This window comes from Pseudarthrobacter sp. Hb11 (assembly GCF_059383655.1).
Map to the genome: position 1 here is coordinate 655,779 of NZ_JBWZCM010000001.1, position 25,743 is coordinate 681,521.

A 25,743-nucleotide genomic window follows, 5' to 3' on the forward strand; every position below is an offset into this window, starting at 1 on the left:
TCTCCCCCCAGCACCACAGGGCCTGGTGCACCCGGCACGGAGTGCCGGGTGCACTAGGCTGGCCAACAAGGCAGCAATCATCCGCACTAAAGATCAATAAGGAGAACGGGGACGACATGTCTGAATCCGTTAACTTGCCCGCCCTCGGTGAGAGCGTCACCGAAGGAACCGTCACCCGCTGGCTCAAGCAGGTAGGTGACCGGGTAGAGGTGGACGAGCCGCTGCTCGAAGTCTCCACCGACAAAGTAGACACTGAAATCCCCTCTCCTGTCGCCGGCGTGATTGAGGAAATCCTGGTTGCCGAGGACGAGACCGCCGAGGTCGGCGCTCCCCTGGTCCGCATCGGCGATGGCTCCGGCGGCGGCGCACCCGCTGAAGAAGCCCCCGCAGCCGCACCCGCCGAAGAAGCCCCCGCAGCCGCGCCTGCTCCCGCACAGGAAGCACCGGCTCCCGCCCAGGAAGCGCCCGCCCAGGAAGCTCCGGCAGCCGGCGGCGAAAGCCACGAGGTCACCCTCCCGGCGCTGGGCGAAAGCGTCACCGAGGGCACCGTCACCCGCTGGCTGAAGGCCGTGGGCGATTCCGTAGAGGTTGACGAGCCGCTCCTGGAAGTCTCCACCGACAAGGTCGACACCGAAATCCCGTCGCCCGTGGCCGGCACCCTTCAGGAAATCCGCGTCAACGAGGACGAAACAGCAGAGGTCGGTTCCGTCCTCGCTGTTATCGGCTCCGGCGCAGCTGCTGCCCCGGCCGAAGCACCGTCCACCGAGGCCCCGGTCCAGGAAGCCCCCAAGGCTGAAGCGCCCGCACCGGCCCCGCAGGCCGCTCCGGCTCAGGCTGCACCGGCACAGGAAGCGCCCAAGGCAGCACCCGCTCCGCAGGCTGCTGCAGCGCCTGCCGCAACCGAGGCCGCAACGGCCAACGGCGGATCCGAGTCCGGCTACGTCACTCCCCTGGTTCGCAAGCTGGCCAACCAGCACGGCGTGGACATCGCCTCGCTTTCGGGCACTGGTGTGGGCGGACGCATCCGCAAGCAGGACGTCATCGCCGCAGCTGAAGCCAAGGCCGCACCCGCCGCAGCCCCGGCAGCAGCGCCTGCCGCATCAGCCCCGGCCGCGTCCAACGCCGCTGTTTCCTCGCTGCGCGGCACCACGCAGAAGGCTCCCCGCATCCGCCAGGTCATCGCCCGCCGCATGCGCGAATCCCTCGAGGTTTCAACGCAGCTCACGCAGGTCCACGAAGTGGACATGACCAAGGTCGCCAAGCTGCGCCTCAAGGCCAAGAACTCGTTCCAGGCCCAGAACGGCGTCAAGCTCACCTTCCTGCCGTTCATCGCCAAGGCAGTTGCCGAAGCCCTCAAGCAGCACCCGAAGCTCAACGCTGCGTACGACGAGGACAAGCAGGAGATCACGTACCACAACGCTGAGCACCTGGCGATCGCTGTCGACACCGACAAGGGCCTGCTGGTCCCGGTCATTTCCGACGCCGGCAACCTGAACCTGGCCGGACTGGCCGGCAAGATCGCCGACGTTGCAGGGCGCACCCGCGACGGAAAGATCGGCCCGGACGAGCTGTCCGGCGGAACCTTCAGCATCACCAACATCGGTTCGGTCGGGGCCCTGTTCGACACCCCGATCATCAACCAGCCGCAGGTGGGCATCCTCGGCACCGGCGCCATCGTCAAACGCCCCGTGGTTGTTGCTGACGAGAACGGTGACGACTCGATCGCCATCCGCTCCATGATGTACCTGTCCCTGACGTACGACCACCGCCTGGTGGACGGCGCCGACGCCGGCCGGTTCCTCCAGACCTTGAAGGCACGCCTTGAAGAAGGCGCCTTCGAAGCGGACCTGGGGCTGTAACAGGCTGAAACGCGCGACGGCGGTGCAGGCAGCGGTGGGAGACCACCGCAAGGCCTGCCCCGCCGTCGGCGTTTAACAGCCCGGGTGGGTCGACGAATCACCGGGATCCAAAACTACTACAAGCTGTAGAAACTCTGGCTACACTGGTCCCATGAACATCGTCTATAACATCGTGGTTTTCCTGCACATCGTTGGCGCCGCCATGATCGTCGGCATCTGGATCGGCCAGATGAAAAATCCCACCGTCCACCCCCGCCAGTTCGACGGCGCCATGCTCCAGCTCCTCAGCGGCGTCGCCCTGATGGGACTGATCCCGGCCCTTGACATGGACGCCAACTACGCGAAGCTGGGCATCAAGTTCGTCATCGCCCTCGCCGTCGGCGTGCTGGCCTTCATCGGCCGCCGGAAGTACAAGAACGGCGAGGACATCAGCAAGGGCCTGGCCCACAGCGTAGGCGGGCTCGCGCTCCTGAACATCGCCATCGCCACCATCTGGCAGTAACTGCCTACACGCTGAGGCCACGACGACGGCGACGCTCCCTTTCAGCGGGGGCGTCGCCGTCGTCATCTCATGCCCCGGTCATAATTCACCAGAAGCGGACAGCTGGTGCACACCCGGGTCGATATCCCTAGGATGGGAAACGGCGGGGCCGGGCATTGGCCTGCCCCGGTTCGAATCAATTTAAGGAGTGGTTATGGCAGCAACACGCACCGCGCACACAGTATGGAACGGCGACCTGATGTCGGGTTCCGGAAACACCACCCTGGACAGCTCCGGCCTGGGCACCTACGAGGTCACCTGGAAGGCCCGCACCGAGTCCTCGGGCGGCAAAACCAGCCCTGAGGAACTGATCGCCGCCGCCCACTCGGCCTGCTTCTCCATGGCCTTCAGCCACGCCCTGGCGCAGGCCGGGCACGCGCCGGAGGAAGTTAACACAAAGGCCGACGTCACATTCGTGCCGGGCACCGGCATCACCGGCAGCCACCTGACCATGTCCGCCAGGATCCCGGGAATCTCCGAAGACGAGTTCCAGAAGATCGCTGCCGAGGCAAAGGTGGGCTGCCCCGTATCCGGCGCCCTTGCCAGCATCGACATCACCCTGGAAGCCACGCTGCAGTCCTAGCCCCTTTGCAGGATTCAGGAAAAAGGCCCTGCCGTACCGGAATGTTCCGGTACGGCAGGGCTTTTTGGCGGCGTTACACCCGCTTGGCTGCCTGCCGGGGCGGCAGCGGCGCGGGACGCAACCGGCGGTAGCCTTCGCGTGCCGGCGGGCGGTCCGTGGGAAGCTCCTGAATCATCTCCTTCAGCGCCCCGATGCCGTATTCGAGCTGCGGATCCCGTCCCGCCGCGTAAGCGTGCGGCGGGTAGGTGACCTCGATGTCCGGGTCCACGCCGTAGTTCTCAACGCTCCAGCCCACACCGCCGCCGAACCACGTTGCGTACCGCGGCTGGGTGACACCCGTGCCGTCGGCCAGGGCAAACCTGTTGTCGATGCCCACCACGCCGCCCCAGGTGCGGGTTCCGATGACCGGACCGATGCCCCGCAGCTTGGACACCTGGGTGATGATGTCGCCGTCGGATCCGGCGAACTCATCGGCCAGGATGATGACCGGCCCGCGCGGGGCGTGGTGCGGATACGTCCGGGGTTTCTCAGCCCGCGGCATGCTCCAGCCGGTGACCTTGCGGCCGATCAGCTCGGCCACCAGCTGTGAGGTGTGCCCTCCGCGGTTCCGCCGCACGTCCACGATGAGGCCGTCCAGCGCCGTTTCGGTGTCCAGGTCGCGGTGGAGCTGGGCCCAGCCATTCGCCATCATGTCCGGGATGTGCAGGTAGCCGAAGGTGCCGCCGGAGGCCTCCCGGACGGTCCGCCGGTTGGAGGCAACCCATTCCTGGTACCGCAGGCGCTCCTCGTCCTTGACGGGTACGACGGCGACCCGCCGCTGCCTGCCTGCGCTTTCGCCATGCGCTGCACCGTTGAGGAGAGTCAGCTCCACTGCCCGGCCTGCCGCCCCCACCAGCTGCACCGCAGGGGTTACGGTGCCGGAGAGCGGGACGCCGTCGACGGCGAGCACGATGTCTCCGGCCTTGGCGCCCACGCCCGGCCGGGTCAGGGGCGACGTTGCCAGGGGGTCCGAGGACTCGCCGGCAAGGATGCGGGTGATCTCCCAGCCCGCCGGCGTGTGGGCAAGGTCAGCGCCGAGCCGGCCCTGGCCATGGCTTCCGTTCTCTGTGACAGGTGCCGGCCGCACGTAGGCGTGGGAGGTTCCCAGTTCGCCGTGCAGTTCCCACAGCAGGTCCACCAGGTCGTCATGGGAACCCAGCCGGTCCACCAGCGGACGGTAGCGCTTGTAAACGGATTCCCAGTCCTGCCCTGCCATGTCTTCAGTCCAAAAGAAGTCGCGCTGCAGCCGCCATGCCTCGTCGAAGGCCTGGCCCCACACGCTGAGCGGGTCCATCATCACCCGGATCCGGCCAAGGTCCACCTTCACCAGCTCGCCTGAGTCCTCGTCGGCCTTTTTGTCCGCCGGTACAACGCTGACCTGCTTGTCGGAAATCAGCACCACCTTGGTGAGGTCACCGGAAAGCCGGAAGCTGTCCAGGGATTCCACCAGGGTGGACTGCTTCCGCCGGGTGAGGTCGAAGCGGGCAAGGCTGGGACGGGCATCCTTCTCGTCCTGGCTGGCTTTGCCGTCACCGGTGACGCCGGCCAATGCCCAGTCGAGCCACAACAGTGCGCCTTCCGCCGCCTTGAGCGACGTGTAGTTGCCCTGTGGCACGGGAACGCCAATGACGCGGTGGGCGAGCCCCTCAGGGTCCACCTTGACCTCCGGCACTGCAGTAGTCTCCTGCTTCGATTCCCCGTCTTTGTCGCCTGCCCCGTCCTCCCCTGCGTCCGGATCCACGGAAGGACCAAACGGCGACGGCGTGTCAGCGGCCAGTGCCACGAGGTACGGCTTGATGGGGCTCGGGAAGGAAAGGTCAAAGGAGTGCCCGTCGTACACGGGGTCAAAGCTGCGGTTGGAAAGGAACGCCAGGAACTTGCCGTCCGGGGTAAAGGCCGGGGAGGTATCGCAGAAGCGGCCATCCGTGACATCCACCGGGCTGGCTTCAGGCTCCGTTACCTTCGCCAGCCGGAGCCGGCTGCGGGAACCGAAGGACGTTACCGGTTCTGACCAGACCAGCCATTGCGAATCCGCCGACCAGGCCAGATCCGAAACGGTGCCTTCACCGATGCTGGCCACCAGTGTCAGTTCCCCGGTCCGGGTGTTGACCGCATAAACCTCGCCGAAGGACGTGCCCAGTGCGACCCAGCCGCCGTCCGGGCTCGCCTCCAGCGAGCTGGTGCGGGTGGGACGGGGGAAGCCGATGCGCGTTGCTGCGGCCGGAGCCGCTGCCCCGGCGGCTGAGGGTGCGTTTTCCGGCGCGACGTCAGCCTGCTGGTCATCCCTCACCGCGGAAGCCTGACCGGCTCCTGCCAGGACCGCAGCCCCGGCGGCCGGAACGGGCTGCGGCAAGGCTGCCGCGGCCTCGTCCTTGCCGGGCGCTGACGCCGTAGCTTCGCCGCCCGGCTCCCCGGCAGGCGGCAAGGATGCCCTGAGCGTGCCCGCGTCCGCTGTGCCGGGCACCGGGGCGGCGACGTCCTTGATGTACAGCGCCTCAACGCCGTCGTGGTCCGCCACATAGGCCAGCCGTCCGTTGCCGAGGGGCCTGGGAAGACGGGCACGGACACCCGGCGTTGCTTCGATAATGCGCGAAGGGCCGTCCTTGTGCCGCAGCCAGTGGATGGTGCCGTGCGCTTCGACGGCGCTGGCCGCTCCAGTGCCGTCCGGAACCGCGGCGCCAAGATGCCGGGTGGTGTTGAGCAGGGCCGGGCGCCGTGACTGCGAGGCTGATCCCAGGCTGATGTCAAGCCGCTCCGGGTCAGAGTTCAGGTGGGCAAGGACCCAGAGCTCACCCGCAGATTCGAAGATGATGCGTTTGCCGTCCGTGCTGGCATGCCGGACGTAGAAGTCCTCATGGTCCGTATGCCTGCGCAGGTCCTTGCCGTTCGGGAGGACCGAGTAAAGGTTGCCGTAGCCCTCATGGTCGGACAGGAATGCGATCCGGCCGTCCACCCACATGGGGTCAGCGAGGTTGCCGTCGAGGTCCGGCAACAGCCGCTCAAATTCACCGTTGCCGTCGTTGTCCAGCCACAGTTTCCCGGCGGTGCCTCCACGGTAGCGCTTCCACCAGGCGGGTTCGCGGGAAAGCACGCTGCCCACCACTACCGGGCGCTCATCACCCACTTCGGGGCCGAAGGCAACCGACTCCACCGGCCCGAAGGGAAGTTCCTCGGCCCAGCCGCCCTCCAGCGGGACACTGTAGGCGTGGGTATGCCGGCTTTCGGCCTGGCGGAAGGCGCTGGTTACCACCACTGAGCCTTTCGCGGTAAAGCCTTTCACCCTGGTGGTGCCGTGGCCAAAGTACGTGAGCTGCCGGTAGTCGCCGCCGTCCACCGCTGCAGATACAACTTCCGGCGCCGTTCCCTGCACCACCGTCCACACCAGCCGTTGTCCGTCCGGGGTGAAGCGGGGATTTCGGGCGGGCAGCTGGAGGGAGGAAACACGCCAGGCGCGGCCTCCGCCCAAGGGCGCAATCCATACGTCGTCCTCGGCCACAAAAGTGACCAGATCGCCGTGCAGGTGCGGGTAACGGAAGTAGCTGGAAGAGGTCATCGTTTGATCATAGTCAACCCCCACTTCGCACTGTTGGAGGTGCCGCCGCCGCGCCCGCCGTGGTGTGATGGACCCCATGCGCATAGTCATCGCCGGCGCCTCCGGGCTGATCGGGACCCACATGTCGGCAACCTTCCGCCGTGCCGGCCACGACGTTGTTTCCCTGGTAAGGCGGGACCCGGCGTCGGCGGCGGAAGTACGGTGGAACCCTGCCGCCGGCGAGCTGGACCCGACGGCGCTCACCGCAGCCGACGCCGTCGTTAATCTGTCCGGAGCCGGCATCGGGGACAGACCATGGACGCGCAGGCGCATTGAGGAGCTCTTCAGCTCTCGGGTGGACTCCACCCGCACGCTCACGCAGGCCATGCAGCAGCTTGATTCTCCGCCCCCTGTTTTCATCAGCCAGTCCGGCTCCGGGTACTACGGCGACGCCGGCAACACGGTGCTTCGGGAAAATGCGCCGCAGGGAGCGGGAACACTCGCCCGTATCTGCGGGGAGTGGGAGGCAGCAGCCGCGGCAGCTCCCCCCGGTGTACGGGTGGTGGTGACGCGCACCGGGGTGGTCCTCAGCCGTTCCGGCGGCGCCCTGGGCAAACTGCTCCCCCTTATCCGGCTGGGTGTTGGCGGCCCCTTTGGCAACGGCCGCCAGTACTGGCCGTGGGTAACCCTGCCGGATGTATCTGCCGCTTTCCTCTTCCTGCTGGAGTCCCCGCTGAGCGGGCCGGTCAACCTCTGCGCCCCCGAGGACGCCGACGTGAACGCCGTGGTGGCTGCTTTGGCCCAGGCTCTGCACCGGCCGGCCGTGCTGCGGGTTCCGGCGCCGGTACTGCGCCTGGTGATGCGCGATCTGGCCGACGAACTGCTGCTCGCCAGCCAGCGCATGGAGCCCGCTCGCCTGTCGTCTGCCGGTTTTACATGGCAGCATCCATCACTCGCCCAGGCCGCGGAGTGGGTGGCCGGCAAGGGGTAGGAGCCACCCCTTCTTGGGACCAGCCCTTGAGACCAGCCCGGCCTCAGGTGCCGGGAAGGATTTCACTGACCCGCCACCTGCCGTCGACCGAGACCAGCACCAGGCGGAGCCGCTGCCCGCCGGCAGCTGCTCCGGTTGCAACCACAGCGCCCTGGTCATCCTTCTCCTCATATCCGGACGAGGCTGAGGTAACAGCAACCACGGCGCGGGCCCCGGCTTTGGCCTCCTCCGTCTGCACGTGTAACAGCGTGGCGGAGAATCCGGAGAGGGTGTGGCCGGATTCCCGCAGCCGCCCGCTGATCCCGAGATCAGCTGCCGCCGCACCAGAACCCTGCTGGTTCACCTCATCAAGGAGTTCCAGCTTTCCAGTGCTGAAGGCCAGCGACCTCAACCGTGCGATGCCCTGGACGGCCACGGCAGGATCGGGAGATGCCGCCTGCTGCCTCGCAGCCTCTACCGCATCGGCCTGCCGGGCAGTTCCGCCAGGAGGGGCTTCGGTGACCGGGGCGGTAGCTGGGCCGGCAACTGCAGCCCCGGACGGCAAACCCGGTCCGGTGGCCGTGCCCGCGGCACCGGACAGCCACCAGGCGGCAGCAACTGCAGCTGCAGCTGCGCAGGCAAGAACGCTTTTCCGCAGCTGCCGGCCACCCCGCGGCTGGGCGTGCCGCCCCCTCCCGTGGTCCTCCTGGTGGGCTGCAGGCATGACCACCTTCGACTCTGGAAAAGGCAGCATCCCCGGGGCAACTAACGGCCCCAACCATTTCGACGTCGAAAGCCGGCGCCGCAGCCCGCGGACCCTCTCGCCGAGCCCGCTGCGGGGAGTTGACGGCGCGTGCAGGCGGGTCACCAGTTCCGGCAGGACTGTGGGATGGACCGCCGGCGCCAGGTCCAGCGGCAGGGGTGCCGCGCTCCGGTAGACGGCTGTAGCCATGGAAGCCGCGGTGGGCCGAAGCCGCCGGTCCTCGTTCAGCCCGGACTCCAGGGCGGCGGCCAATTCCCTGGGGACCCCAGGAAGCAGGATGGACAGGGGCGGCCGGTCCGCAGTTCGCTGTGGAGGCACGCCGGTGAGGCAGAACCAGCCCAGAGCCGCCACCGAATAGACGTCCCGTTCAGGTTGAAGGCCTGCCCGCACTGCGTCCACCGGCGCGGGATCCATAAACCCGGGTGTGCCTGTGTTGGCTCCTGAGGCCGGGTCCCCCAGCATCCGGGCGATGCCGACGTCGGACAGCATCGGCTTGCCCTGGCCGGTGAACAGGACGTTGCCCGGTGAAACGTCGGCGTGGGTGAACCCTTTGCCGTGCAGGTACGCCAGGACCTGGGAGATGGGTGTCAGCACTGTCACTGTTTCCCCCACGCTGAGGTTTCCCCTGGCAGCTATCAGGCCTGCAAGGGACCCGCCCGGTGCGTAGTCCATGATCAACGCGGCGGGGCTTGCCGCGCCGTGGGCCAGTGCCACAGTGTCGTGGGCTTTGATGAGATGCGGATGATCGAGGACGGACAGGATGCGGATCTCGCGTCGAATGCCTTCTGCACTCATCGCTGCTCCCCGCGACGACCTGCGCGCGGCCGGGCGGAAGCACTTCAGGGCAAACTCCCGGCCGCTCCGTTCCTCCGTGACCAGCCATACCGACGAGCTGCCGCCGTGGCCCAGCAACCGCCCAACGGCATAACCGGAGACCGTCAACCCCTGCAAATCTTCCATGACCTATGTCTAGTCGAATCCGGCTGTGCGTGCAGAAGTTATCCACAGGGTCGGAGGCGGCCCGGACCAGGTCCGGACCGCACGGTGAGCTTAAGCACTAAACCGGGCGCGTGGCGGCCCAAGGTCTAAGCTGGATCCCATGACTCTTGAGTTTTCACAGCTGGGTCTTGCCCCGGATTTCGTCGACTACACCCGCGGCTGGGCCATCCAGAGCGAACTCCACGACAACGTCGTCGCCGGACAGGCCCCGAGCACAGTCCTCCTCCTCGAACACGCCCCGGTCTACACGGCCGGTAAACGGACCGAAGACCACGAGCGGCCGTTTGACGGCACGCCGGTGGTCCCGGTGGACCGTGGCGGCAAGCTTACCTGGCACGGACCCGGCCAACTCGTGGGGTACCCCATCATCAAGCTGAAGAACCGGGCAGGGATCCGCGACTACGTCGAACGCCTCGAGTCGGTCATCATCAACGTCCTTGCCGACTACGGTATCCAGGCCGTGCGGATCACCGGCCGGGCGGGAGTCTGGATCGCAGCGGACGCAAAAGGCCCGGACCGGAAAATTGCCGCCATTGGCATCCGGGTCCACGAAGGCGTCACCATGCACGGGTTCGCCATCAACTGCAACAACGATCTCGCCCCGTACACCCAGATCATTGCCTGCGGAATTACCGATGCAGGCGTAACAACAATCGCCCAGGAAACCGGTTATGACGTCGCCCCGGCTGACCTCGTTTCCAGAATCACCGAAGAACTGCACAAGAATGCAGACGCCCTGGTCGCTACCCCCGAAGGAGCTCTACTGTGACATTGGCACCTGAAGGCCGGAAGCTTTTGCGCGTTGAACAGCGCAACTCTGCTGTCCCGGTGGAGCGCAAGCCGGAGTGGATCAAGGCCAAGGTCCAGATGGGCCCGGAGTTCGTCCAGCTCAAGAACCTGGTGAAAAAGGAAGGCCTGCACACGGTGTGTGAGGAGGCCGGCTGCCCCAACATCTTCGAGTGCTGGGAGGACAAGGAAGCCACGTTCCTGATCGGCGGCTCCGAGTGCACCCGCCGGTGTGATTTCTGCCAGATCGATACCGGCAAACCGTCCCCGGTGGACCGGTTCGAACCCACCAAGGTGGCCCGGTCCGTGCAGTCCATGCAGCTGCGCTACGCCACCGTCACCGGCGTGGCCCGCGACGACCTCGAGGACGAGGGCGTGTGGCTGTACGCCGAGACGGTCCGCAAGATCCACGAACTGAACCCCGGCACCGGAGTGGAGCTGCTGATCCCGGACTTCTCCGGCAAACCCGAACACATCGCCGCGATCTGCGACTCCAAACCCGAGGTGTTCGCGCACAACGTCGAAACCGTGCCCAGGATTTTCAAGCGGATCCGGCCCGCGTTCCGCTACGAACGGTCCCTTGACGTCATCACCCAGGGCCGGAACCTGGGCATGGTCACCAAGTCCAACCTGATCCTGGGCATGGGCGAAACCCGCGAGGAAATCTCCGAAGCCCTCAAGGACCTGCACGAGGCCGGTTGTGACCTGATTACCATCACCCAGTACCTGCGCCCGTCCGAGCGGCACCTGCCGGTAGACCGGTGGGTCAAGCCGCAGGAATTCGTGGACCTCCAGAACGAGGCCACCGAGCTCGGCTTCCTCGGGGTCATGAGTGGCCCGCTGGTCCGCTCCTCCTACCGCGCCGGCCGGCTCTGGGCCACCGCGATGCGGAAGAAGGGCTGGGAAATCCCCGCAGAACTCGCCCACATCGAGTCCTCCGGCACCACCCGCCAGGAAGCCAGCTCCCTGCTCGCGGCACACTCCTGACCGAAAAACGCTGCATCCCCGAAGGGCCGGCACCGGAGAACTCCGGTGCCGGCCCTTCGCTTTTGGTCACGTAGAATTGAGGCACTATGGCGAAATCCCCTGATTCCAGCAACCCCACTCCGGCGGGCTCAAGCGCAGTGAAGCGTGGCCTCTTCTCCCGCAAGCCGAAAGAAGCAAAGGCCAAGAAGCCCAGCCGGCTGAAGCAGATCGGCGAGGTCTTCAACATGACCCGCCGCCACGACCCCATGGTTCCGTGGCTTATGCTGCTGGTTTTCCTCGGCGTTGTGGCTGTCAGCTTCCTGGTGGGCTTCTGGCTTGAAAACTGGATCACGGGCCTGATCATCGGCATCCCGCTGGGTCTTTTGGGCGCCACGCTGATTCTTTCCCGCCGCGCCGAACGCGCAGCCTTCGCCCAAATCGAAAACCAGCCCGGCGCTTCCGGCGCCGCCCTGGGAACGCTGCGGCGCGGCTGGATCACCGAGGAACAGCCCGTCGCCGTGAATCCCCGCACGCAGGACGCCGTGTTCCGCGCCATTGGGCGTCCCGGCGTTGTGCTGGTCAGCGAAGGACCCACGCACCGGGTAAAGCCGCTGCTGGACGCCGAGCGAAAGCGCCTGGCACGCATCCTGCCCAACGTCACCGTGCACGTCATTGAAAGCGGCCGCGGCGAGGGCCAGGTCCCCATCAGCCAGGTGGCCAAAAGGATGGGCAAGCTGAAGAAGGAACTGACCAAGCTTGAGGTGAATGCCGTATCCAAGCGGATCGCCTCACTGGGCAACAAGCTCCCCATCCCCAAGGGCATCGACCCCTACAAAGCCCGCCCCAACCGCGGACGCTAGAGCAAACGCCCCGGTTTCCGGCCTCCTGCCGGGACCGGGGCTTTTTTATGGCCAATGCTGCACACCGACTACAGGACAGGACAAAGTGGAACAGGACAAGCTGCAACAGGACCAGATGGAATCTCCCGTGAGGAACGCCGTCCTCCGCGCCTTCCGGATCCTCGCGATCGCAGAAGCGTTCAGCTGGGCGGCGCTGCTGGCGGGCATGTACTTCAAGTGGATTGCGGGCACCACGGAGATTGGCGTTCAGGTGGCAGGACCCATCCACGGCGCCCTCTTTGTGGGTTACGGGATCGCCGCGCTTGCACTTTGGCGGCTCCAGCGCTGGCCCTTCGTGGTGGCCCTGTTCGCCGGCCTTTCCGCCGTCTTCCCCTTTGCCACGCTCTGGTTCGAGCGCTGGGCGGGAAAACGCGGGTACCTTGCGGCCACTGCAGCCAGGATCCCGGCAGCCAGGGAAACCAGCCGCGTCTGAGGGGGACTAGCGGCGCAGGAGCAGCGTGTCCATCGCTTTGTCGTGCAGGCCGCGGTGGTCCGGATCGAAGATGACGGCGGGAACCACCAGGCACAGCAGCAGCGACCTCACCAGCGCAGCGAGCGGCCCCGGCGCTCCCCCGCTGGCCTTCACCACGTGAATGCCGGCGGCGCGGTGCCCGATGCTGTAGCCGAGCGTGCCCACCAGGAGGATCTGTTCGACGGCGAAGATCGCCAGGGTAGCCCATGAGTCGCCCGCGAAGGCGAAGTTGCTGATCAGCAAGGCGATGGCCCAGTCGATCATGAGCGCGATGATCCTGCGGCCGGCCCGGGCAATAGAGCCGGATCCGGACTCCGGCAACCCCAGCCTCTCACCGGGATACTTCGAAATGCCCGAGGTGTCGGGGCCGGTGAGCCAGGAGCCAATATCTTTGCGATCTACCACCGTCCAAGTTTACCGGGTTCGGTTCGCCCACACTGTGGAAGCAGTTAGACCACAGTCTGGACGGCAGATAGCGTTGCCTTAACAGGGCATTCTGTAACCTGCCCGAAACAATGTGGACACGGACGGGAAATGCCGCGTCCATAGGCTGTTAGCAGTTTCAAGCAAATCCCCCGGCAGGTGCTCACAGCAGGGAAACCTTGCGTTTTCCCTGCCTTCGGATTGCGCTGGATCAGATGGCTTTCACGCCAGATATTTACATATGCGTTAGGAGCATAGATGTTCACGACTGCGGACGAAGTCCTCAAGTTCATCAAGGACGAAGATATTAAGTTCGTCGATATCCGCTTCACCGACCTGCCGGGTGTCCAGCAGCACTTCAATGTGCCGGCCAAGAGCGTTGACGCCGACTTCTTCATCAACGGCCAGCTTTTCGACGGATCCTCCATCCGCGGCTTTCAGGGCATCGCCGAATCCGACATGCAGCTGATTCCTGACGTCACCACCGCGTTCCTGGACACCTTCCGCATGGAGAAGACCCTCGCGCTGAACTTCTCCATCGTCAACCCCCGTACGGGCGATCCGTACCACCGCGATCCCCGCGGCGTGGCTGAGAAGGCAGAAGCCTACCTCGCCTCCACCGGCATCGCAGACACCGCTTTCTTCGCTCCCGAAGCAGAGTTCTTCGTGTTCGACAACGTCCAGTACCAGTCCTCCCCGCAGGGCAGCTTCTACAAGATCGATTCCGAGGAAGCACACTGGAACACCGGCCGCGAGGAAGAGGGCGGAAACCTCGGTTACAAGACCCCCGTCAAGGGCGGTTACTTCCCGGTCTCCCCCACCGACAAGCAGGCCGACCTGCGCGACGCCATGTGTGTCGCCCTGGACGAAGCCGGCCTCGAGGTCGAGCGCAGCCACCACGAAGTTGGCTCCGCCGGCCAGGCCGAGATCAACTACAAGTTCACCACCCTGACCCACGCTGCCGATGACCTGCAGAAGTTCAAGTACGTCATCAAGAACACGGCAGACGCCTGGGGCAAGTCAGTGACCTTCATGCCGAAGCCGGTCTTCGGTGACAACGGCTCGGGCATGCACTGCCACCAGTCGCTGTGGAGCAACGGCGAGCCGCTGTTCTACGACGAGAAGGGCTACGCCGGCCTGTCCGACACCGCCCGCTGGTACATCGGCGGCCTGCTGAAGCACGCCGACGCTGTCCTGGCATTCACCAACCCGACGGTGAACTCCTACCGCCGGCTGGTCAAGGGCTTCGAAGCTCCGGTCAACATGGTTTACTCGCAGGGCAACCGCTCCGCCGGTATCCGTATCCCCATCACGGGCACCAACCCCAAGGCAAAGCGCATCGAGTTCCGCGCGCCGGACCCCTCCTCCAACCCGTACCTGGCATTCGCTGCCCAGCTGATGGCCGGCATCGACGGCATCCGCAACCGCATCGAACCGCCGGCACCGATCGACAAGGACCTCTACGAGCTCCCCGCCGAGGAAGCCAAGGACATCCCGAAGGCTCCGGGCACCCTCGAGGAGGCCCTGGAGGCCCTGGCCGCGGACAACGAGTTCCTGCAGGCCGGCGGCGTGTTCACCCAGGACCTCATCGACACCTGGATCGAGTACAAGTACGAGAACGAGATCCGTCCCCTGTCGCTGCGTCCGAACCCCTACGAGTTCGAGCTCTACTACGGCGTCTAGCTAGATCATGCGGCAGAAACGGGCATAGTCCGCACACAGTCCGCAAAAGCGACGATTGCAAAAGACAGAGGGACCCAAGCTATCGCTTGGGTCCCTCTGTCTACATCAGGAACTACCAGCCTTACGGGATCAAGGCAGCCATCACTAGAGGAACGCAAATTTGGGGGGACATATTGGCGACAGAAACAGCCAAGCAGGAACTGACGCCGATTCCGGCCACACTTGGCGACATCCCTAAACTTGCATGGGTGCTCGCCAGAGGTTTTAGCCCAGCATTGAAAGACTACGTTTGGGCTCGTCGGCTTCTTCTCGTACTGCAGTGGCCTACATACGCGCTTGTGTCTCTGGCCTTTCGTGCGTTCGGGGATGTCTACACCGACAACAACAGAAAGACGCACCTCGCCGCAGAAACGAAGACTCTGCGTACCAAGCTGTTGTTGCTAGCGGGCACTGTTCTCGTCATGCTGGCTATATTCTCCGTAATTGCTGCGACGGCATCTGGTCCCAGTTCCATTGTGCGGGCAGGTGCCTCCTTGGTTGTTTGGTTGTTAGCGGTAAGCGCAGTAACTACCTTGGCCTCGTACGTAACCTTAAGTTTCAGGCCGCTGATGCGGCGATGGCGGCTGTTGATAACCGACATTCGACTTTTGAAGCCGCGACGCAAGGCTCCTTCTACAGTTCACAAGCCAGGCGCTTGCCCAAGTAGACGACCCGTAGTCACACTGTCTGCGCTGACTTCTACCCCAGATGGTCCCGGCTTGCACATGCACTATGGCGAGTTATTCACAAACGACTACGGGAACACATGCATTCAGGTTTCAGCGAGGACAAACGAGTACAAGCGTCTATATCTATTACTGTTCGACAAGTTCAAGGTGATGGACACCGTTGGAGCAAACTACTTGTTTGCCCATCCGGATGAGAACAAGTAGGGGCCCAGCCCTTTCGCAGAGGTCCTACGCTTGCTTAGCAGGGATGCTCCTGCGCCCGTCAATGACGTCCGCAATTGCACGCCTGGCGCTTTCCTCCTTATCCGGCCACATGTGACCGTAGGTGTCGAGGGTGGTTTTTGCAGACGAGTGCCTCAAGCTTTTCTGGACCACCTTCACGTCAAGACCTTGGGCGATCAACAGCGACGCGAAGTAATGCCTGAGGTCATGGAACCTGAACCCCTCCGGCAGATCTTTGACCGTAGCCCTAGCTTCCCGGAAATAGTGCTCCAACCTATGCGGCGACATAGCCCGACCCCACTCATTCGTCACAATGGTCTCGCTCCCCCATCGCGTATGGTTGACGGACAATTCGAGGCATAGGTTCTGAGGAATTGGTATGGGTGTCCGTGACTCCTCCGTTTTGAGCTCTACGCCGAGATACTGAATGGCGGGCGAAATGATCCCCCGCATGAAATCCACGTCTTCCACTCGCAAAGCAACGGCTTCAGCAATGCGCAGCCCAGCAAAGGCAGCCAGCAGCACCGCGGGTTGCTGGCCTGGCGGCATCGCATCGTGCAATGCCCATACCTGTTCAGTAGTGGCAACATATGGCCGTTGCTTGCCAGCCTTAGGCGCCGTGCGTCGGCTCAGGGGAGACTTCGGCAAGAGTCCGTCATGTACTGCATCGCCGAATAGCTGCCCGAGCCGGGAATGCAGAGCGTAGACAGTTGAATCAGCCAATCCCTCAGCGCTGAGGCTGGCAGTCCAAGCCCTAACCTCGGACGGACGGATGCTGTTTAGAGCACGAGGCCCAAATGCCTCGTTGATCCGCTTCAGATGCGTTCGCGCCTGACGAACAGTAGAGGGCCTGTTGTTCTCGTAACCGCGCAGCCAGACCTCCGACCACTGCTGCAAAGTAGTTTGCGCTGTTTTCGGATCGACGTAAGTACCGGTGACGACAGTGGCCGTGACCTCATCAAGCCACTTCTTACCGTCAATCTTCCGGGCAAAATGCCTGGCGTGTTCCTTGCCCGCTTGATCCCGGTAGCGGGCCCGCCATCGCCCGTCAGGCCTCTTCTGGATGCTCGCCATTCTTGACCTCCGATGCACTGGCGACTTGACCGAACCACTCCTCAATAGAGCCGAACTCGGCGATAAGATCTGTCGTGTTCAAGCCCCTGGATTGTGCCGCATGCTCTGAGCGACCTCTTAGAACAGCCTTCTCGGGAGTCTTAAGCCGCGCTTTCATGGCGAGGTCTACCCAGTAGTTCGAACTGTCCATGCTTTCGGGCAGGTCCTGAATGACATACCCCAAGAACTCCTGCTGCCCAAGCAGTTCCTCAGTTAGGTCAGCAATTTTGAGGAAGGACGTATCGATGTCTTTGGCCCACATCTGAAGCTGCTCCTCATGCCCCAACGTCTCTGGCGCTTGAAGGATCCGCTCAAGGCTGACCTCAAGAACCCGCGCGAGGTCTTCTGCTTCAGCGAGGCGCAAAGGCCGCTCGCCTCTTTCTACATTCCATGCCGTCGCTTGCGCCCATTTCCAGCCATTTTCTCGCATGCGGTTCGCGACCCATTGCTGGGATCGGTCTCCTCGCAGTCGAACAATGTTCTGGCCGATTTGCTCATCCCTAGTTGCCATAGCCCACACACTACAAGGTTCCGTAGTTGACGACAACAAGATTCAATGGTCATAATGTAATCAGATGGTTCGCAACAAGGAATCCTTATAACGAGGGGGAATGAAATGGCTGCTGCAGTCAATCTACTGACGCTGAGGGAAACGGCCGAGCGGCTCCGTAAGTCGGAAGCCCAATTGCGCTGGATGATCCATAACGGTTCAGCACCACGATCTGCCAAAATTGGCGGGCGGCGTCTATTTCGCGATTCCGATATTGAGCTCTACATAAATCAAGCCTTCGAGGACGTCGCGTAGTTGGGCTCGCTCACCACATGGGCTTCGCCAACAACCGCGCACTGCCAGTGACGGTGTTCGGGCAACTGAACGGCACCAGTGCAATGGCCAGGGGACCACCAACCGCTGAGTGGCGGAACCCAATTCCGACGGTCATTCAGAGTGGCAACGTCCGAGAGTCTGCCGAGCGAGGGCAGCACAAAAACAAAAATGGATCGAACTCTGCAATTTGCACTTGCAGAACCCGATCCGTCCGAAAAAGTAAGCAAAAACAGTTAGGTCTCACACTAATCATGTCTTCGTCAACAACAATAACCTTTGATTCCTCTGATGTCACTTTTTCGTGGTGGCTCGGCATCTTCGACGGGCAGACCAGGGTTACCGCCGACCAGTTGGAACAGTTCCGCGTTCAGGTCAGCAACTCGCGTTACGCCGAGACGATCCTTCGGCTTGCCCGTGCCGGCAAGCTGCGGCCCAAAGTCCTGGCCGACGCCGCCTACACAGCATGGCTTAAGAGCGAAAACCCTAAAAAGGACATGTCGTCCTCGCAATGGACAGAACTGCTCCGTCGTAGTTACCTCCCGGGTCACGAGCTCTTCGCTCGATGAAAAACCTGTGGTGCGGCCCTGGGGATGAGCTCCCATGGCCGCACCACACGGAATGACCGACCCCCACTGGAACAACCTTTAGGACATCATGGTTCAGCTCTTCGACCCCCACTCCGTCAGCCACACCTGGCCCGATCATGAATATTTCAGATTTCTCCGCACGGGCGACCCGCTCCGCACTGACTGCGGACGACACATTGACGCCAAACGAGTCCGTGCAACAACAGTGTGCGGTGTTGATCTGCCTCGCTGCCCGGAATGTTCAGATGCACGCCCAACATGGGATTTCTCTGAAGACCGGCAGTTCTCCGGTTCGCTGCAGCGCCAGCTTCTCGCACTGGATTTCCTGGAACAGGCCAAGGACGACCCACACGTGCGTAAGCACACGCTTTTCGCATATATCGCTGCAGCTAGAGACGCAGGGATCTCTGAAGAGCATATTGCTGCCGCTTTGGGTCGCTCTGAAACAGAAGTCGCTGAGCTTGGGAAGGGACAGCTTTATGGCGCGTGACCGGGCCAGCATCAGCACCACTCTCTGGGCGGACCAGGACTGGCGCGACGTACCCAAGTCAGCCAAGTACCTGTACATGATGCTCTTGTCGCATCCGACGCTGAACTACGCGGGTGTTGCTGACTGGCGTCCTGCACGGCTGGCAGCGATGTCGCCTGATGACTCGGTCGAGGATCTTCTGCAGGATGCTGCCGCCCTGCAGGATGCACGTTTCATCTTTGTTGATGAGGAGACGGAGGAAGTACTCATCCGTTCCTTCCTTCGGCACGACGGGCTGCTCAAGCAGCCCAAGCTTTCAATTTCGATGGTCAACGCGTATGGCAGCATCGCGTCAAAACGGATCAGCCAGATCGTCACCTATGAGCTCCAGCGCCTCCATGCTGAGCACCCGACATGGGCAGCGTTTAGCCAAGAAAAGGTGCTCAACGTGGTCAAGGGTAAGGGTACGGATATTGCTGAATTTACCCTTGGGTTTACCCCTGGAGTTACCCCAAGCGGCGCCCAGGCGTTACCCCTGCCTACTACTACAGCTACAACTACATCTTCTAAAGAAGATATTTCTTCGTCGGAGATTTCTGACGAAATCCGCCGACGCGACGTTGATGAGCTTCTCGACCTGCTCGATTCCTGCCTCGAAGCCAATGGGTTCAAGAAGCCGGCCAGGACCAAAAAGAACCGGGACGCTGCCAGGTTGCTTCTCGATCGGGACGGCTACAAACCTGAGCAGGTCGCATGGATGATCCGCTGGGCCACGAGTGACGAGTTCTGGCGGTCCAACATCCTGTCCATGTCAAAGCTCCGGGAGAAGTTCGACCAACTGAAAGCCAAAGCCGGGGTCGGAGCCAAAACCCCGGGCGCGGGGTTCCACGGCGAAATCGACGTTGAAAAGGTACTCGGCCGTGACATCTGGTCACCGGGCAAACCACCGGGCGGACTCGACCTGGCCGAAGAGATCGAGTGGAAGAAGCAACAACGCGCAGCACACCAAGCTGAGCGTCTGGAAGAGGCCAAGAGGAAATTGGGGGTGGCCGCATGAGCGACAGGACGCCAAGGCAGGACATCGAAGCGGAACGCGCAGTGCTCGGCGCGGTCATGCTGTACCAGCGAGCGCTGGAGGACATCCACCTGCAGGGTGAGGACTTCTACCGGCCCCAGCATGAGCACCTATGGGACTTAATCCTCGCGGAGTCCCGCGCCGCACGGCCGGTCACACCCCTAGCGCTTGTCCAGAAGCTCGTCACAACCCCTATTGCGGGGCTGGAACCTACCTACCTGCACGAGTGCGTGGAAGCTGCTCCGGTCCGTGGTGCAGTCCCGCACCACGCCAACATCATTGCCGGCCTTGCCCGGCTGCGGAGGCTCGCTGACGTCGGGGTGAAGCTGCAGCAGATGTCCCAGACATCCGGTTGGGACGAGACGGAGCAGGTCCTGGACAACGCGAGGGCCATCTTGGATGCCACGGCCAACGAGGCCACCGGGATCCGGGTCCGAACGTTCGCGGACGCTCTCGAGTCAGCCATGGATCTCTGGTCCTCGCCCAAAGGCAAGTCCTACCCCACCGGCTGGTCTGAGCTGGACCGAATGTTTAATGGCGGCTGGCACCCGGGCCAACTCACCATCATGGGTGCACGCCCCGCCGTCGGTAAGTCACTGGTGGCGGGCTGTGCTGCCGTCGCGGCTGCCAAGTACGGGGTTGGGTTCTTCTCGCTGGAGATGAAGGAACACGAGGTGGTGGGACGGATGACGGCAGCCTCAGAGGGTGTAGACCTCCACCACCTGAACTCCTTCGAGCTAACCGAAGGCGACTGGTCAAAGGTCGCGCGGCTGCGCTCCAAATCCGCCGAGTGGCCCGTCTACATCGAGGAACTGTCCCGGACCACCATGGCCCAAATCCGGGCAACCGTTCGCACCTGGAAGCGCCGCGGACCCGTACCGCTGATCATCATCGACTACCTCCAACTCGTGGCACCTGCCGATACACGGGAGCAACGAGAACGGCAGGTCGCCCGCATCGCCGAGGACTGCAAGCACCTCGCTAAAGAGTTCGACACGCACGTCCTCGCCCTCGCACAAGTCAACCGCGGATCAACCCAACGCGCAGACACCAGACCCAACATGGCGGACCTCCGCGAATCCGGCGGCATCGAAGCCCACGCAGACAACATCATCCTCCTGCACCGCAACGACCAAGAGATGGAAGGCGAAATCGAACTCATCATCGAGAAGAACCGGCACGGCGAAACCGGCAAGATTCGTCTCGCATGGCGCCCACACTTCGCATCCGTCAACAGCATGACCCTCGGCCCCAACGATTACCGCTACGGCATCGCATGAGCCCCCGCTCCTCATACCCGATGGCACCAATAACTGCACCAGGAGAAGCATCCATGACCGAGCAGCAGCTCACTGCTACCGTCCACCGCCTCACCCGAGACCACAAAACCACCCACACCGACCCCCACACCGGCGAAGTCACCTACCCGACCGTCCTCTCACTTTTCACCCAGATCCGGCAGGAACAGGCCTCCGGAAACCGTCGCGCCGCTGGCGGCAAGTCCACTGGGTCCCGCTCCCCTATCGCCATCAACGCCGTCACGCTCTGGTCCGAGATCCGCGAGACCCTCTCAACCAAGCACATCGCCCTTTCGGGCAAAGACGACACGACCATGCTTCCGGAGACTAAGCTTCAGAAGTGGGCGGTTGCTACGCTCGCTGACACCACGGGCCGGGAATCAGCGCGATGCCTGCAAACTGCCGCCAAGTGGGCGGCATCTATCGAAAGCCTCATCAGCCCCATTCCACGCATCGAAGTGCAAGGGGCCTGCCCCGCCTGCGCCGCGACACACGCATGGACCTGGGACGAGGACGAATATGTCCGCAACACCGCCATCACCGCAAGCCGACGCGAAGCCCGCTGCGGGGCATGCGGCACCACCTGGGAAGGCTCAGCCATCACCGACCTCGCCAACACGCTCGGGCGGGCAGCATGACCCCACCCAGACTCATGGTCGGCCTGACCGCCTATAGCCTCACCCGAGACCCGGTCAGCCGCTACAGATACCCAGTCATCCCCGACGACCCCGGCGTAATCCACGCCATACGACCCGCCGCCGCCGAACCATGGCTGACCGACCCCTACTTCATCGAAGACACCAACGACTACAGAGCCGGCATCTGCGGCGCCCTCGTCAAAGTCGTGGTCCCCCTCAGCTTCAAACCAACAGAAGCCGGCGCCTGCACCGAGTGCCTCGAAGAAATAGCCAACCCATCCAAGCCACCACAATGGCTCGGCAACCCCTTCCAGACCTCCATGGCCGGCGACACATGGTGGGGCAACGGAAGCTACAAACACCCCGGCTGGCAACGGCGGCGGCGAGAAGAGCGTGCCGCACGCGGACCCATCGGCGACCAAAGAACACCGTTGTAAGTATCCGCAGAAACCTGTTAAACTGAGAGTACAGGCCAAAGGTCTACCCAAAACGTGTTGAAGCCCCGGAGTCCCCCTCCGGGGCTTTGTCATACGGAATCATTAGGATTCCCTATCCGGCGTCCGTCAGCTTGTAGCCCCAGTACGCCATAGGATCAATAGATCCGCTAGGCGATGGTATAAGCGAATCATCTCTTTTTAGGTTTGCGCTAATCCTTACTGATCGGTCTACCCCGCTTACCCTAAAGAATGCGGTGAAGGCGACCTCTTGCTGATCAAGTGTTGGCTTGAACTTCGGCCAGGCTACGTCTTGGGCATAAAATTTCACGTTCAGCACGCCCGGAAATAGGACTCGGAAGCCGTCCTCAGTCTCGACAATTCCGGATGCGGTGTCCCCGTTTCGATTGACAGCCCAACCCGGGGATTGCATCCGCAGCCCCCCAGGTGAAAATTCGGCATTCGCACTCATCATGTGTCGCGCAAACGTCACAGGTCTGTCGTCAGTAGGTTCCACGAAAACTTTTAGCCGTCCTTCAAGCACAACCCCACCTGGATCCTCCGGGTCAGATGGATCTCCGTACTGGTAGCGTTCGATCAGCGTCAAGCTGGCAGCGAGCAACTCCGTCCGTGGGATACGAGCACTCGGTATCAACATCCGTAAAATCTCGTCACGGTGTGCTGTCCGAGTTCTGGCGCCTTCGCGAATGGGTATTTCTCGTGTCTGCGGATCCTTGCCTGTGTTCACGACGTACGGCGCCCGATTGCTGGAAATAGCCAAAGCTCGAACTATGTCGCCTCCGCCAATGTCGATGTTTATGTCGCGAGCAAGTTCGGGTGGGGTCTGGTCGAAACCGCTTTGCACCTTCGGCCACCACTGAGCAATGTCCGGGGAAGAGTAGTTGGTGTAGTTACCCGTCTTGTCATCAACGCCGATGACAAGAATTACCATTTCACCGCCCGCCCTATTCAAACTACCGGCCAACTGGCGAACAAACTTCTCCTTGAGAGCGTCGGGCCACGCGGACTTGAATTCGAGAAAGTCCGATTCTCCCTCGAGTCCCTTCTTTAGGGCATCGACCGCACCCAAAACTCTCATCTCCAGCAAGGCTTCAAGCATTTGGAGAGTCTACGCGACTAAACCGATGCTAATCGGAGCCGTGGTCGGCAAGTAGCTCTCAGCCCGCTTCTGACGCCAGCTAGCAGTTGCAGCAGCGTGGACTGCAACTTGTCCGCCTCGCCCCGGCTGATCTTGCCAGCGCAAGTGTTCCCCGCGCTGGCAACCTCTACAGCGGTAGAGACCGAAAAGTCACACGAGAGTAAAGCGACAACGGAGGTTGCTATATGGCAAGCACCCGTGACGGCAAAGGCCACCGCGCATACAGGCGCAAAGCCAAAGCACTGAGGCGCCAAGGCAAAGACTGCTCATGGTGCGGTAAGCCCATCGACTACACGCTCCCATCCACTGATGCGATGTCCTTCACCGCCGACCACCCAGACGCAGTGAACAACGGCGGTCACCTCTACAAGCAAGAGCTAGCCCCAATGCACCGCAGATGTAACAGCATCAAGTCAGACAGCGCACTACCAACCATCAGACCAGCACAGTAGGAGGCCACCATGGACGAGCTCCTAGAGGCACTGAAGGGCATCATCCGTCTGACGACTGCGGAACAGACGCAGGATGACTACGCGCTGGACGCATGACCCCCGGGGGTACCCCCCTTGGGCTGACCGGATGCCCACCTCCCGCCTGGTCTGGGCGTTTTTTCCTGCGCACCATTTCGGGGATTTCACACCAATTGAGCTTCACACCAGAACGAAGGTGAGTGCATGGCTAGGCCTAAAGCCCCGTGCGGCACTTACTCTGCGTATAAGCGGCATCTGAAGAACGATGAGCCGGTTGATGAGGCTTGCAGGCGGGCTTCTGATGAGCGTGTTGCTGAGCAGCGCGAGTCTCGCAAGGCTGGCAAGCCGAAGAAGCAGTCTCCTGCCCCTCCTGACGACTTTGAGGGCTGGGAGGACTTCGACAGTGAACGTCGGGAGCGTCCTGAGACACCCGCGGCCGGCAAGTCCCGTGAAGACCGCCTCTATTGGCAGTTGGGACTACTGGAAGACGCTCTTGCTTACGTCTCCGGTGATGATCCGGCGAAGCTTGCGCCACTGTCCAAGCGGCATTCAGAACTTCTGGCCGAAATCGAGTCTTTGAGCAGCAGTGGAGCGAAGGAGGCTGACCCGTTTGATGAGTTCTTCAACGGTGACGTCTCAAACGTTGTTGGGTTCCCAACGGCCAAGGATCGAGAAGCGTCCTAGCGCTGTTGGTACTCTAGGCCCGAAGGTTTCCCAGTTCGCGAAGCTGTGTGGCGTGGTTCTGGATGACTGGCAGTCGTACGTTATTGATGCGCTGTTTGCGGTCAATGAGGCTAACGAGTGGGCTGCTACGGAGTTCGGGGCTCTTGTGGCCCGTCAGAACGGCAAGGGCGAAATCCTAGTTGCCTACGACCTCGCTCACCTGTTCCTGTTTCCCAGGCTGGACCGGCGCCGTAAGTCGATCCTGCACACGGCTCACGAGTTCAAGACGGCAATGGACGGCTTTGACCGGCTCCGGGGCGTCATTGAGTCTGTTCCGCGGCTGAATGACCGTGTTGAGCAGATTTACAAGGGCAACACGGCTGAGATTCTGCTGAAGCGGGCGCCCGGGCAGACCAGCCTTGGTAACCGGATCAAGTTCGTTGCCCGTTCCAAGAGCTCCGGCCGCGGGTTCTCCGCGGACATCATCGTGTACGACGAAGCCCAGGAACTTAGTGTGCCGGCGCGTAACGCGCTGACCTACACGCAGTCAGCTATCCAGAACCGGCAGGAGCTCTACACGGGCACTGTCCCCGAAGACGGACTCAACGAATCTGAGGTTTTCGAGGGTGTTCGTGACCGTGGGCGTTCTTCGGACCCGAACCGGACGGGCTGGGCTGAGTGGTCCCCTACTGGTTCGGAGGATCCGGACCTTGCGGAGCTCATCGATTTGGGTAGCGATCAGGTTTGGGCTGAATCCAACCCGGCTAAAGACATCCGCATCCGTACGGAAACCATCGCGGAGCAGTACGAGCGGGATAAGAGCCCTGGCAAGCAGGACTTCGCTCGTGAGCGCTGCAGTGTGTGGCCGGCGCGTCGCGCTGAGCAGGAAGTCATTCACAACGAGGTTGACCTGAAGGTGTGGGGCGACAGCGGCGATTCTCTGGCCTCTCTCGGCCCCGCTCCGGTGCTGGCTGTCAGCCTCGGCCGTGGTGGTGGTTATGCGACCATCTCAGCGGCTTCCCGGGCTGGTGAACGGATCTTTGTGGAGACACGAGACACCCGATTGCAGACTCTATGGGTTCCCGGGGCACTAAAGGCCCTTCTGGAGTCCTTGAAGCCTGCGCTGGTGGTGCTGGATGAGAAGAACTGCGCTCCGATCCTCACTGACCTTACGATGGCCGGCATCAAGTACATGGGTGTGAACGCTGGTGAAGTCGCTGGCGCGTTCGGGCTGATGGTTGAGTCCGTGAACGCTGGCCTGGTGTTGCACCGCGGGCAGGATGACCTTCTGCAGTCACTCAAGAACGCTACTACCCGCCCCTTGGTGGGCGGTGAGACTTGGGACCAGTCAGACCCGCAGGAACCTATCACTCAGATTCAGTCCGTCACTCTCGCTCATTGGGGCGTGAAGAAGAACGAAGCTAACCCGGCCAAAGAAGAAGGCCTCATAACAGGAATCAGGTGAGAGCGTGTGGCACTAAGTAGCACTGAGCTTTCCGCTCTCATCACGGAAACGATGATCAAACCGGCTCGCACGGAGTGGGCT

At 62.6% G+C, this 25,743-nt stretch carries 25 protein-coding genes; 19 read left to right on the forward strand and 6 right to left on the reverse strand.

The genetic code is table 11. From position 1 onward, the window contains the following. Positions 1–116 precede the first annotated feature (116 nt). From sucB to AC50X7_RS03090, 3 genes are all read left to right on the forward strand, one after another. Positions 117–1,859, forward strand: a complete 1,743-nt coding sequence (gene sucB / locus AC50X7_RS03080) for a 2-oxoglutarate dehydrogenase, E2 component, dihydrolipoamide succinyltransferase (protein ID WP_494977689.1) — start codon at positions 117–119, stop codon at positions 1,857–1,859. Between the two features lie 151 nt (positions 1,860–2,010). Next, positions 2,011–2,361, forward strand: coding sequence for a hypothetical protein (locus AC50X7_RS03085; protein WP_494977690.1), 351 nt, complete (start codon positions 2,011–2,013; stop codon positions 2,359–2,361). Between the two features lie 193 nt (positions 2,362–2,554). Beyond that, on the forward strand, positions 2,555–2,983 hold the full coding sequence (locus tag AC50X7_RS03090) for an OsmC family protein (RefSeq protein ID WP_494977691.1): 429 nt from the start codon (positions 2,555–2,557) through the stop codon (positions 2,981–2,983). Between the two features lie 73 nt (positions 2,984–3,056). Here the strand turns inward: AC50X7_RS03090 and AC50X7_RS03095 are convergent, their stop codons facing one another. Continuing rightward, a complete protein-coding gene (locus AC50X7_RS03095; protein ID WP_494977692.1) occupies positions 3,057–6,575 on the reverse strand; it encodes a S41 family peptidase in 3,519 nt (1,172 codons plus the stop codon). Between the two features lie 76 nt (positions 6,576–6,651). Between AC50X7_RS03095 and AC50X7_RS03100 the strand changes: the two genes are divergently transcribed. Further along, complete coding sequence (locus AC50X7_RS03100) at positions 6,652–7,545, forward strand: TIGR01777 family oxidoreductase (RefSeq protein WP_494977693.1); 894 nt, start codon at positions 6,652–6,654, stop codon at positions 7,543–7,545. Positions 7,546–7,588: 43 nt separating this feature from the next. Here the strand turns inward: AC50X7_RS03100 and AC50X7_RS03105 are convergent, their stop codons facing one another. Further along, on the reverse strand, positions 7,589–9,247 hold the full coding sequence (locus tag AC50X7_RS03105) for a serine/threonine-protein kinase (RefSeq protein WP_494977694.1): 1,659 nt from the start codon (positions 9,245–9,247) through the stop codon (positions 7,589–7,591). Positions 9,248–9,386: 139 nt separating this feature from the next. On the opposite strand from AC50X7_RS03105, the gene lipB reads away from it, so the two are divergent. The 4 genes from lipB (at position 9,387) to AC50X7_RS03125 (ending at position 12,370) form a co-directional block, all read left to right on the forward strand. Then, on the forward strand, positions 9,387–10,055 hold the full coding sequence (gene lipB, locus AC50X7_RS03110; protein ID WP_494977695.1) for a lipoyl(octanoyl) transferase LipB: 669 nt from the start codon (positions 9,387–9,389) through the stop codon (positions 10,053–10,055). Next, positions 10,052–11,059, forward strand: coding sequence for a lipoyl synthase (gene lipA / locus AC50X7_RS03115; protein WP_494977696.1), 1,008 nt, complete (start codon positions 10,052–10,054; stop codon positions 11,057–11,059). The genes lipB and lipA overlap by 4 nt, the downstream gene beginning before the upstream one ends. Before the next feature lie 86 nt (positions 11,060–11,145). Next, entirely contained in the window at positions 11,146–11,898 is a 753-nt protein-coding gene (locus AC50X7_RS03120) for a DUF4191 domain-containing protein (protein ID WP_494977697.1), read from the forward strand. Positions 11,899–12,013: 115 nt separating this feature from the next. After that, complete coding sequence (locus AC50X7_RS03125; protein WP_494977830.1) at positions 12,014–12,370, forward strand: DUF3817 domain-containing protein; 357 nt, start codon at positions 12,014–12,016, stop codon at positions 12,368–12,370. A 6-nt stretch (positions 12,371–12,376) separates the two neighbouring features. On the opposite strand, the gene AC50X7_RS03130 is transcribed toward AC50X7_RS03125, so the two are convergent. Next, complete coding sequence (locus AC50X7_RS03130) at positions 12,377–12,814, reverse strand: RDD family protein (RefSeq protein WP_494977698.1); 438 nt, start codon at positions 12,812–12,814, stop codon at positions 12,377–12,379. 276 nt (positions 12,815–13,090) lie between these two features. On the opposite strand from AC50X7_RS03130, the gene glnA reads away from it, so the two are divergent. Then, the gene (glnA, locus tag AC50X7_RS03135; RefSeq protein ID WP_494977699.1) at positions 13,091–14,515 is read left to right on the forward strand and encodes a type I glutamate--ammonia ligase; all 1,425 of its coding nucleotides are present in this window, start codon (positions 13,091–13,093) and stop codon (positions 14,513–14,515) included. A 956-nt stretch (positions 14,516–15,471) separates the two neighbouring features. On the opposite strand, the gene AC50X7_RS03140 is transcribed toward glnA, so the two are convergent. After that, on the reverse strand, positions 15,472–16,539 hold the full coding sequence (locus AC50X7_RS03140; protein WP_494977700.1) for a tyrosine-type recombinase/integrase: 1,068 nt from the start codon (positions 16,537–16,539) through the stop codon (positions 15,472–15,474). Then, entirely contained in the window at positions 16,514–17,089 is a 576-nt protein-coding gene (locus tag AC50X7_RS03145; RefSeq protein ID WP_494977701.1) for a helix-turn-helix domain-containing protein, read from the reverse strand. The genes AC50X7_RS03140 and AC50X7_RS03145 overlap by 26 nt, the downstream gene beginning before the upstream one ends. Positions 17,090–17,194: 105 nt before the next feature. Between AC50X7_RS03145 and AC50X7_RS03150 the strand changes: the two genes are divergently transcribed. The 7 genes from AC50X7_RS03150 to AC50X7_RS03180 all read left to right on the forward strand — a co-directional run bounded on the left by AC50X7_RS03150 (position 17,195) and on the right by AC50X7_RS03180 (position 21,908). Next, entirely contained in the window at positions 17,195–17,383 is a 189-nt protein-coding gene (locus AC50X7_RS03150) for a helix-turn-helix transcriptional regulator (protein ID WP_494977702.1), read from the forward strand. A 272-nt stretch (positions 17,384–17,655) separates the two neighbouring features. Beyond that, positions 17,656–17,970 carry a hypothetical protein gene (locus tag AC50X7_RS03155; RefSeq protein ID WP_494977703.1) on the forward strand — a complete coding sequence of 105 codons (315 nt, stop codon included), beginning with the start codon at positions 17,656–17,658 and terminating at the stop codon, positions 17,968–17,970. Between the two features lie 88 nt (positions 17,971–18,058). Then, positions 18,059–18,481 carry a hypothetical protein gene (locus AC50X7_RS03160; protein WP_494977704.1) on the forward strand — a complete coding sequence of 141 codons (423 nt, stop codon included), beginning with the start codon at positions 18,059–18,061 and terminating at the stop codon, positions 18,479–18,481. Continuing rightward, on the forward strand, positions 18,471–19,517 hold the full coding sequence (locus tag AC50X7_RS03165) for a phage replication protein O (protein WP_494977705.1): 1,047 nt from the start codon (positions 18,471–18,473) through the stop codon (positions 19,515–19,517). Before AC50X7_RS03160 ends, AC50X7_RS03165 begins: the two co-directional genes overlap by 11 nt. Beyond that, positions 19,514–20,815: a replicative DNA helicase gene (locus AC50X7_RS03170; RefSeq protein ID WP_494977706.1), complete on the forward strand. Its 1,302-nt coding sequence runs from the start codon at positions 19,514–19,516 to the stop codon at positions 20,813–20,815. Before AC50X7_RS03165 ends, AC50X7_RS03170 begins: the two co-directional genes overlap by 4 nt. 53 nt (positions 20,816–20,868) lie before the next feature. After that, positions 20,869–21,471 carry a DUF7340 domain-containing protein gene (locus tag AC50X7_RS03175; RefSeq protein ID WP_494977707.1) on the forward strand — a complete coding sequence of 201 codons (603 nt, stop codon included), beginning with the start codon at positions 20,869–20,871 and terminating at the stop codon, positions 21,469–21,471. After that, complete coding sequence (locus AC50X7_RS03180) at positions 21,468–21,908, forward strand: hypothetical protein (protein WP_494977708.1); 441 nt, start codon at positions 21,468–21,470, stop codon at positions 21,906–21,908. The genes AC50X7_RS03175 and AC50X7_RS03180 overlap by 4 nt, the downstream gene beginning before the upstream one ends. A 112-nt stretch (positions 21,909–22,020) precedes the next feature. Here the strand turns inward: AC50X7_RS03180 and AC50X7_RS03185 are convergent, their stop codons facing one another. Further along, positions 22,021–23,025, reverse strand: a complete 1,005-nt coding sequence (locus AC50X7_RS03185) for an ATP-binding protein (protein ID WP_494977709.1) — start codon at positions 23,023–23,025, stop codon at positions 22,021–22,023. A 224-nt stretch (positions 23,026–23,249) separates the two neighbouring features. On the opposite strand from AC50X7_RS03185, the gene AC50X7_RS03190 reads away from it, so the two are divergent. From AC50X7_RS03190 to AC50X7_RS03200, 3 genes are all read left to right on the forward strand, one after another. Further along, positions 23,250–23,516: an HNH endonuclease gene (locus tag AC50X7_RS03190; RefSeq protein WP_494977710.1), complete on the forward strand. Its 267-nt coding sequence runs from the start codon at positions 23,250–23,252 to the stop codon at positions 23,514–23,516. Between the two features lie 222 nt (positions 23,517–23,738). Continuing rightward, positions 23,739–24,218 carry a hypothetical protein gene (locus AC50X7_RS03195; protein WP_494977711.1) on the forward strand — a complete coding sequence of 160 codons (480 nt, stop codon included), beginning with the start codon at positions 23,739–23,741 and terminating at the stop codon, positions 24,216–24,218. A gap of 52 nt (positions 24,219–24,270) precedes the next feature. Beyond that, on the forward strand, positions 24,271–25,662 hold the full coding sequence (locus AC50X7_RS03200; RefSeq protein ID WP_494977712.1) for a terminase large subunit domain-containing protein: 1,392 nt from the start codon (positions 24,271–24,273) through the stop codon (positions 25,660–25,662). Positions 25,663–25,743 lie beyond the last annotated feature (81 nt).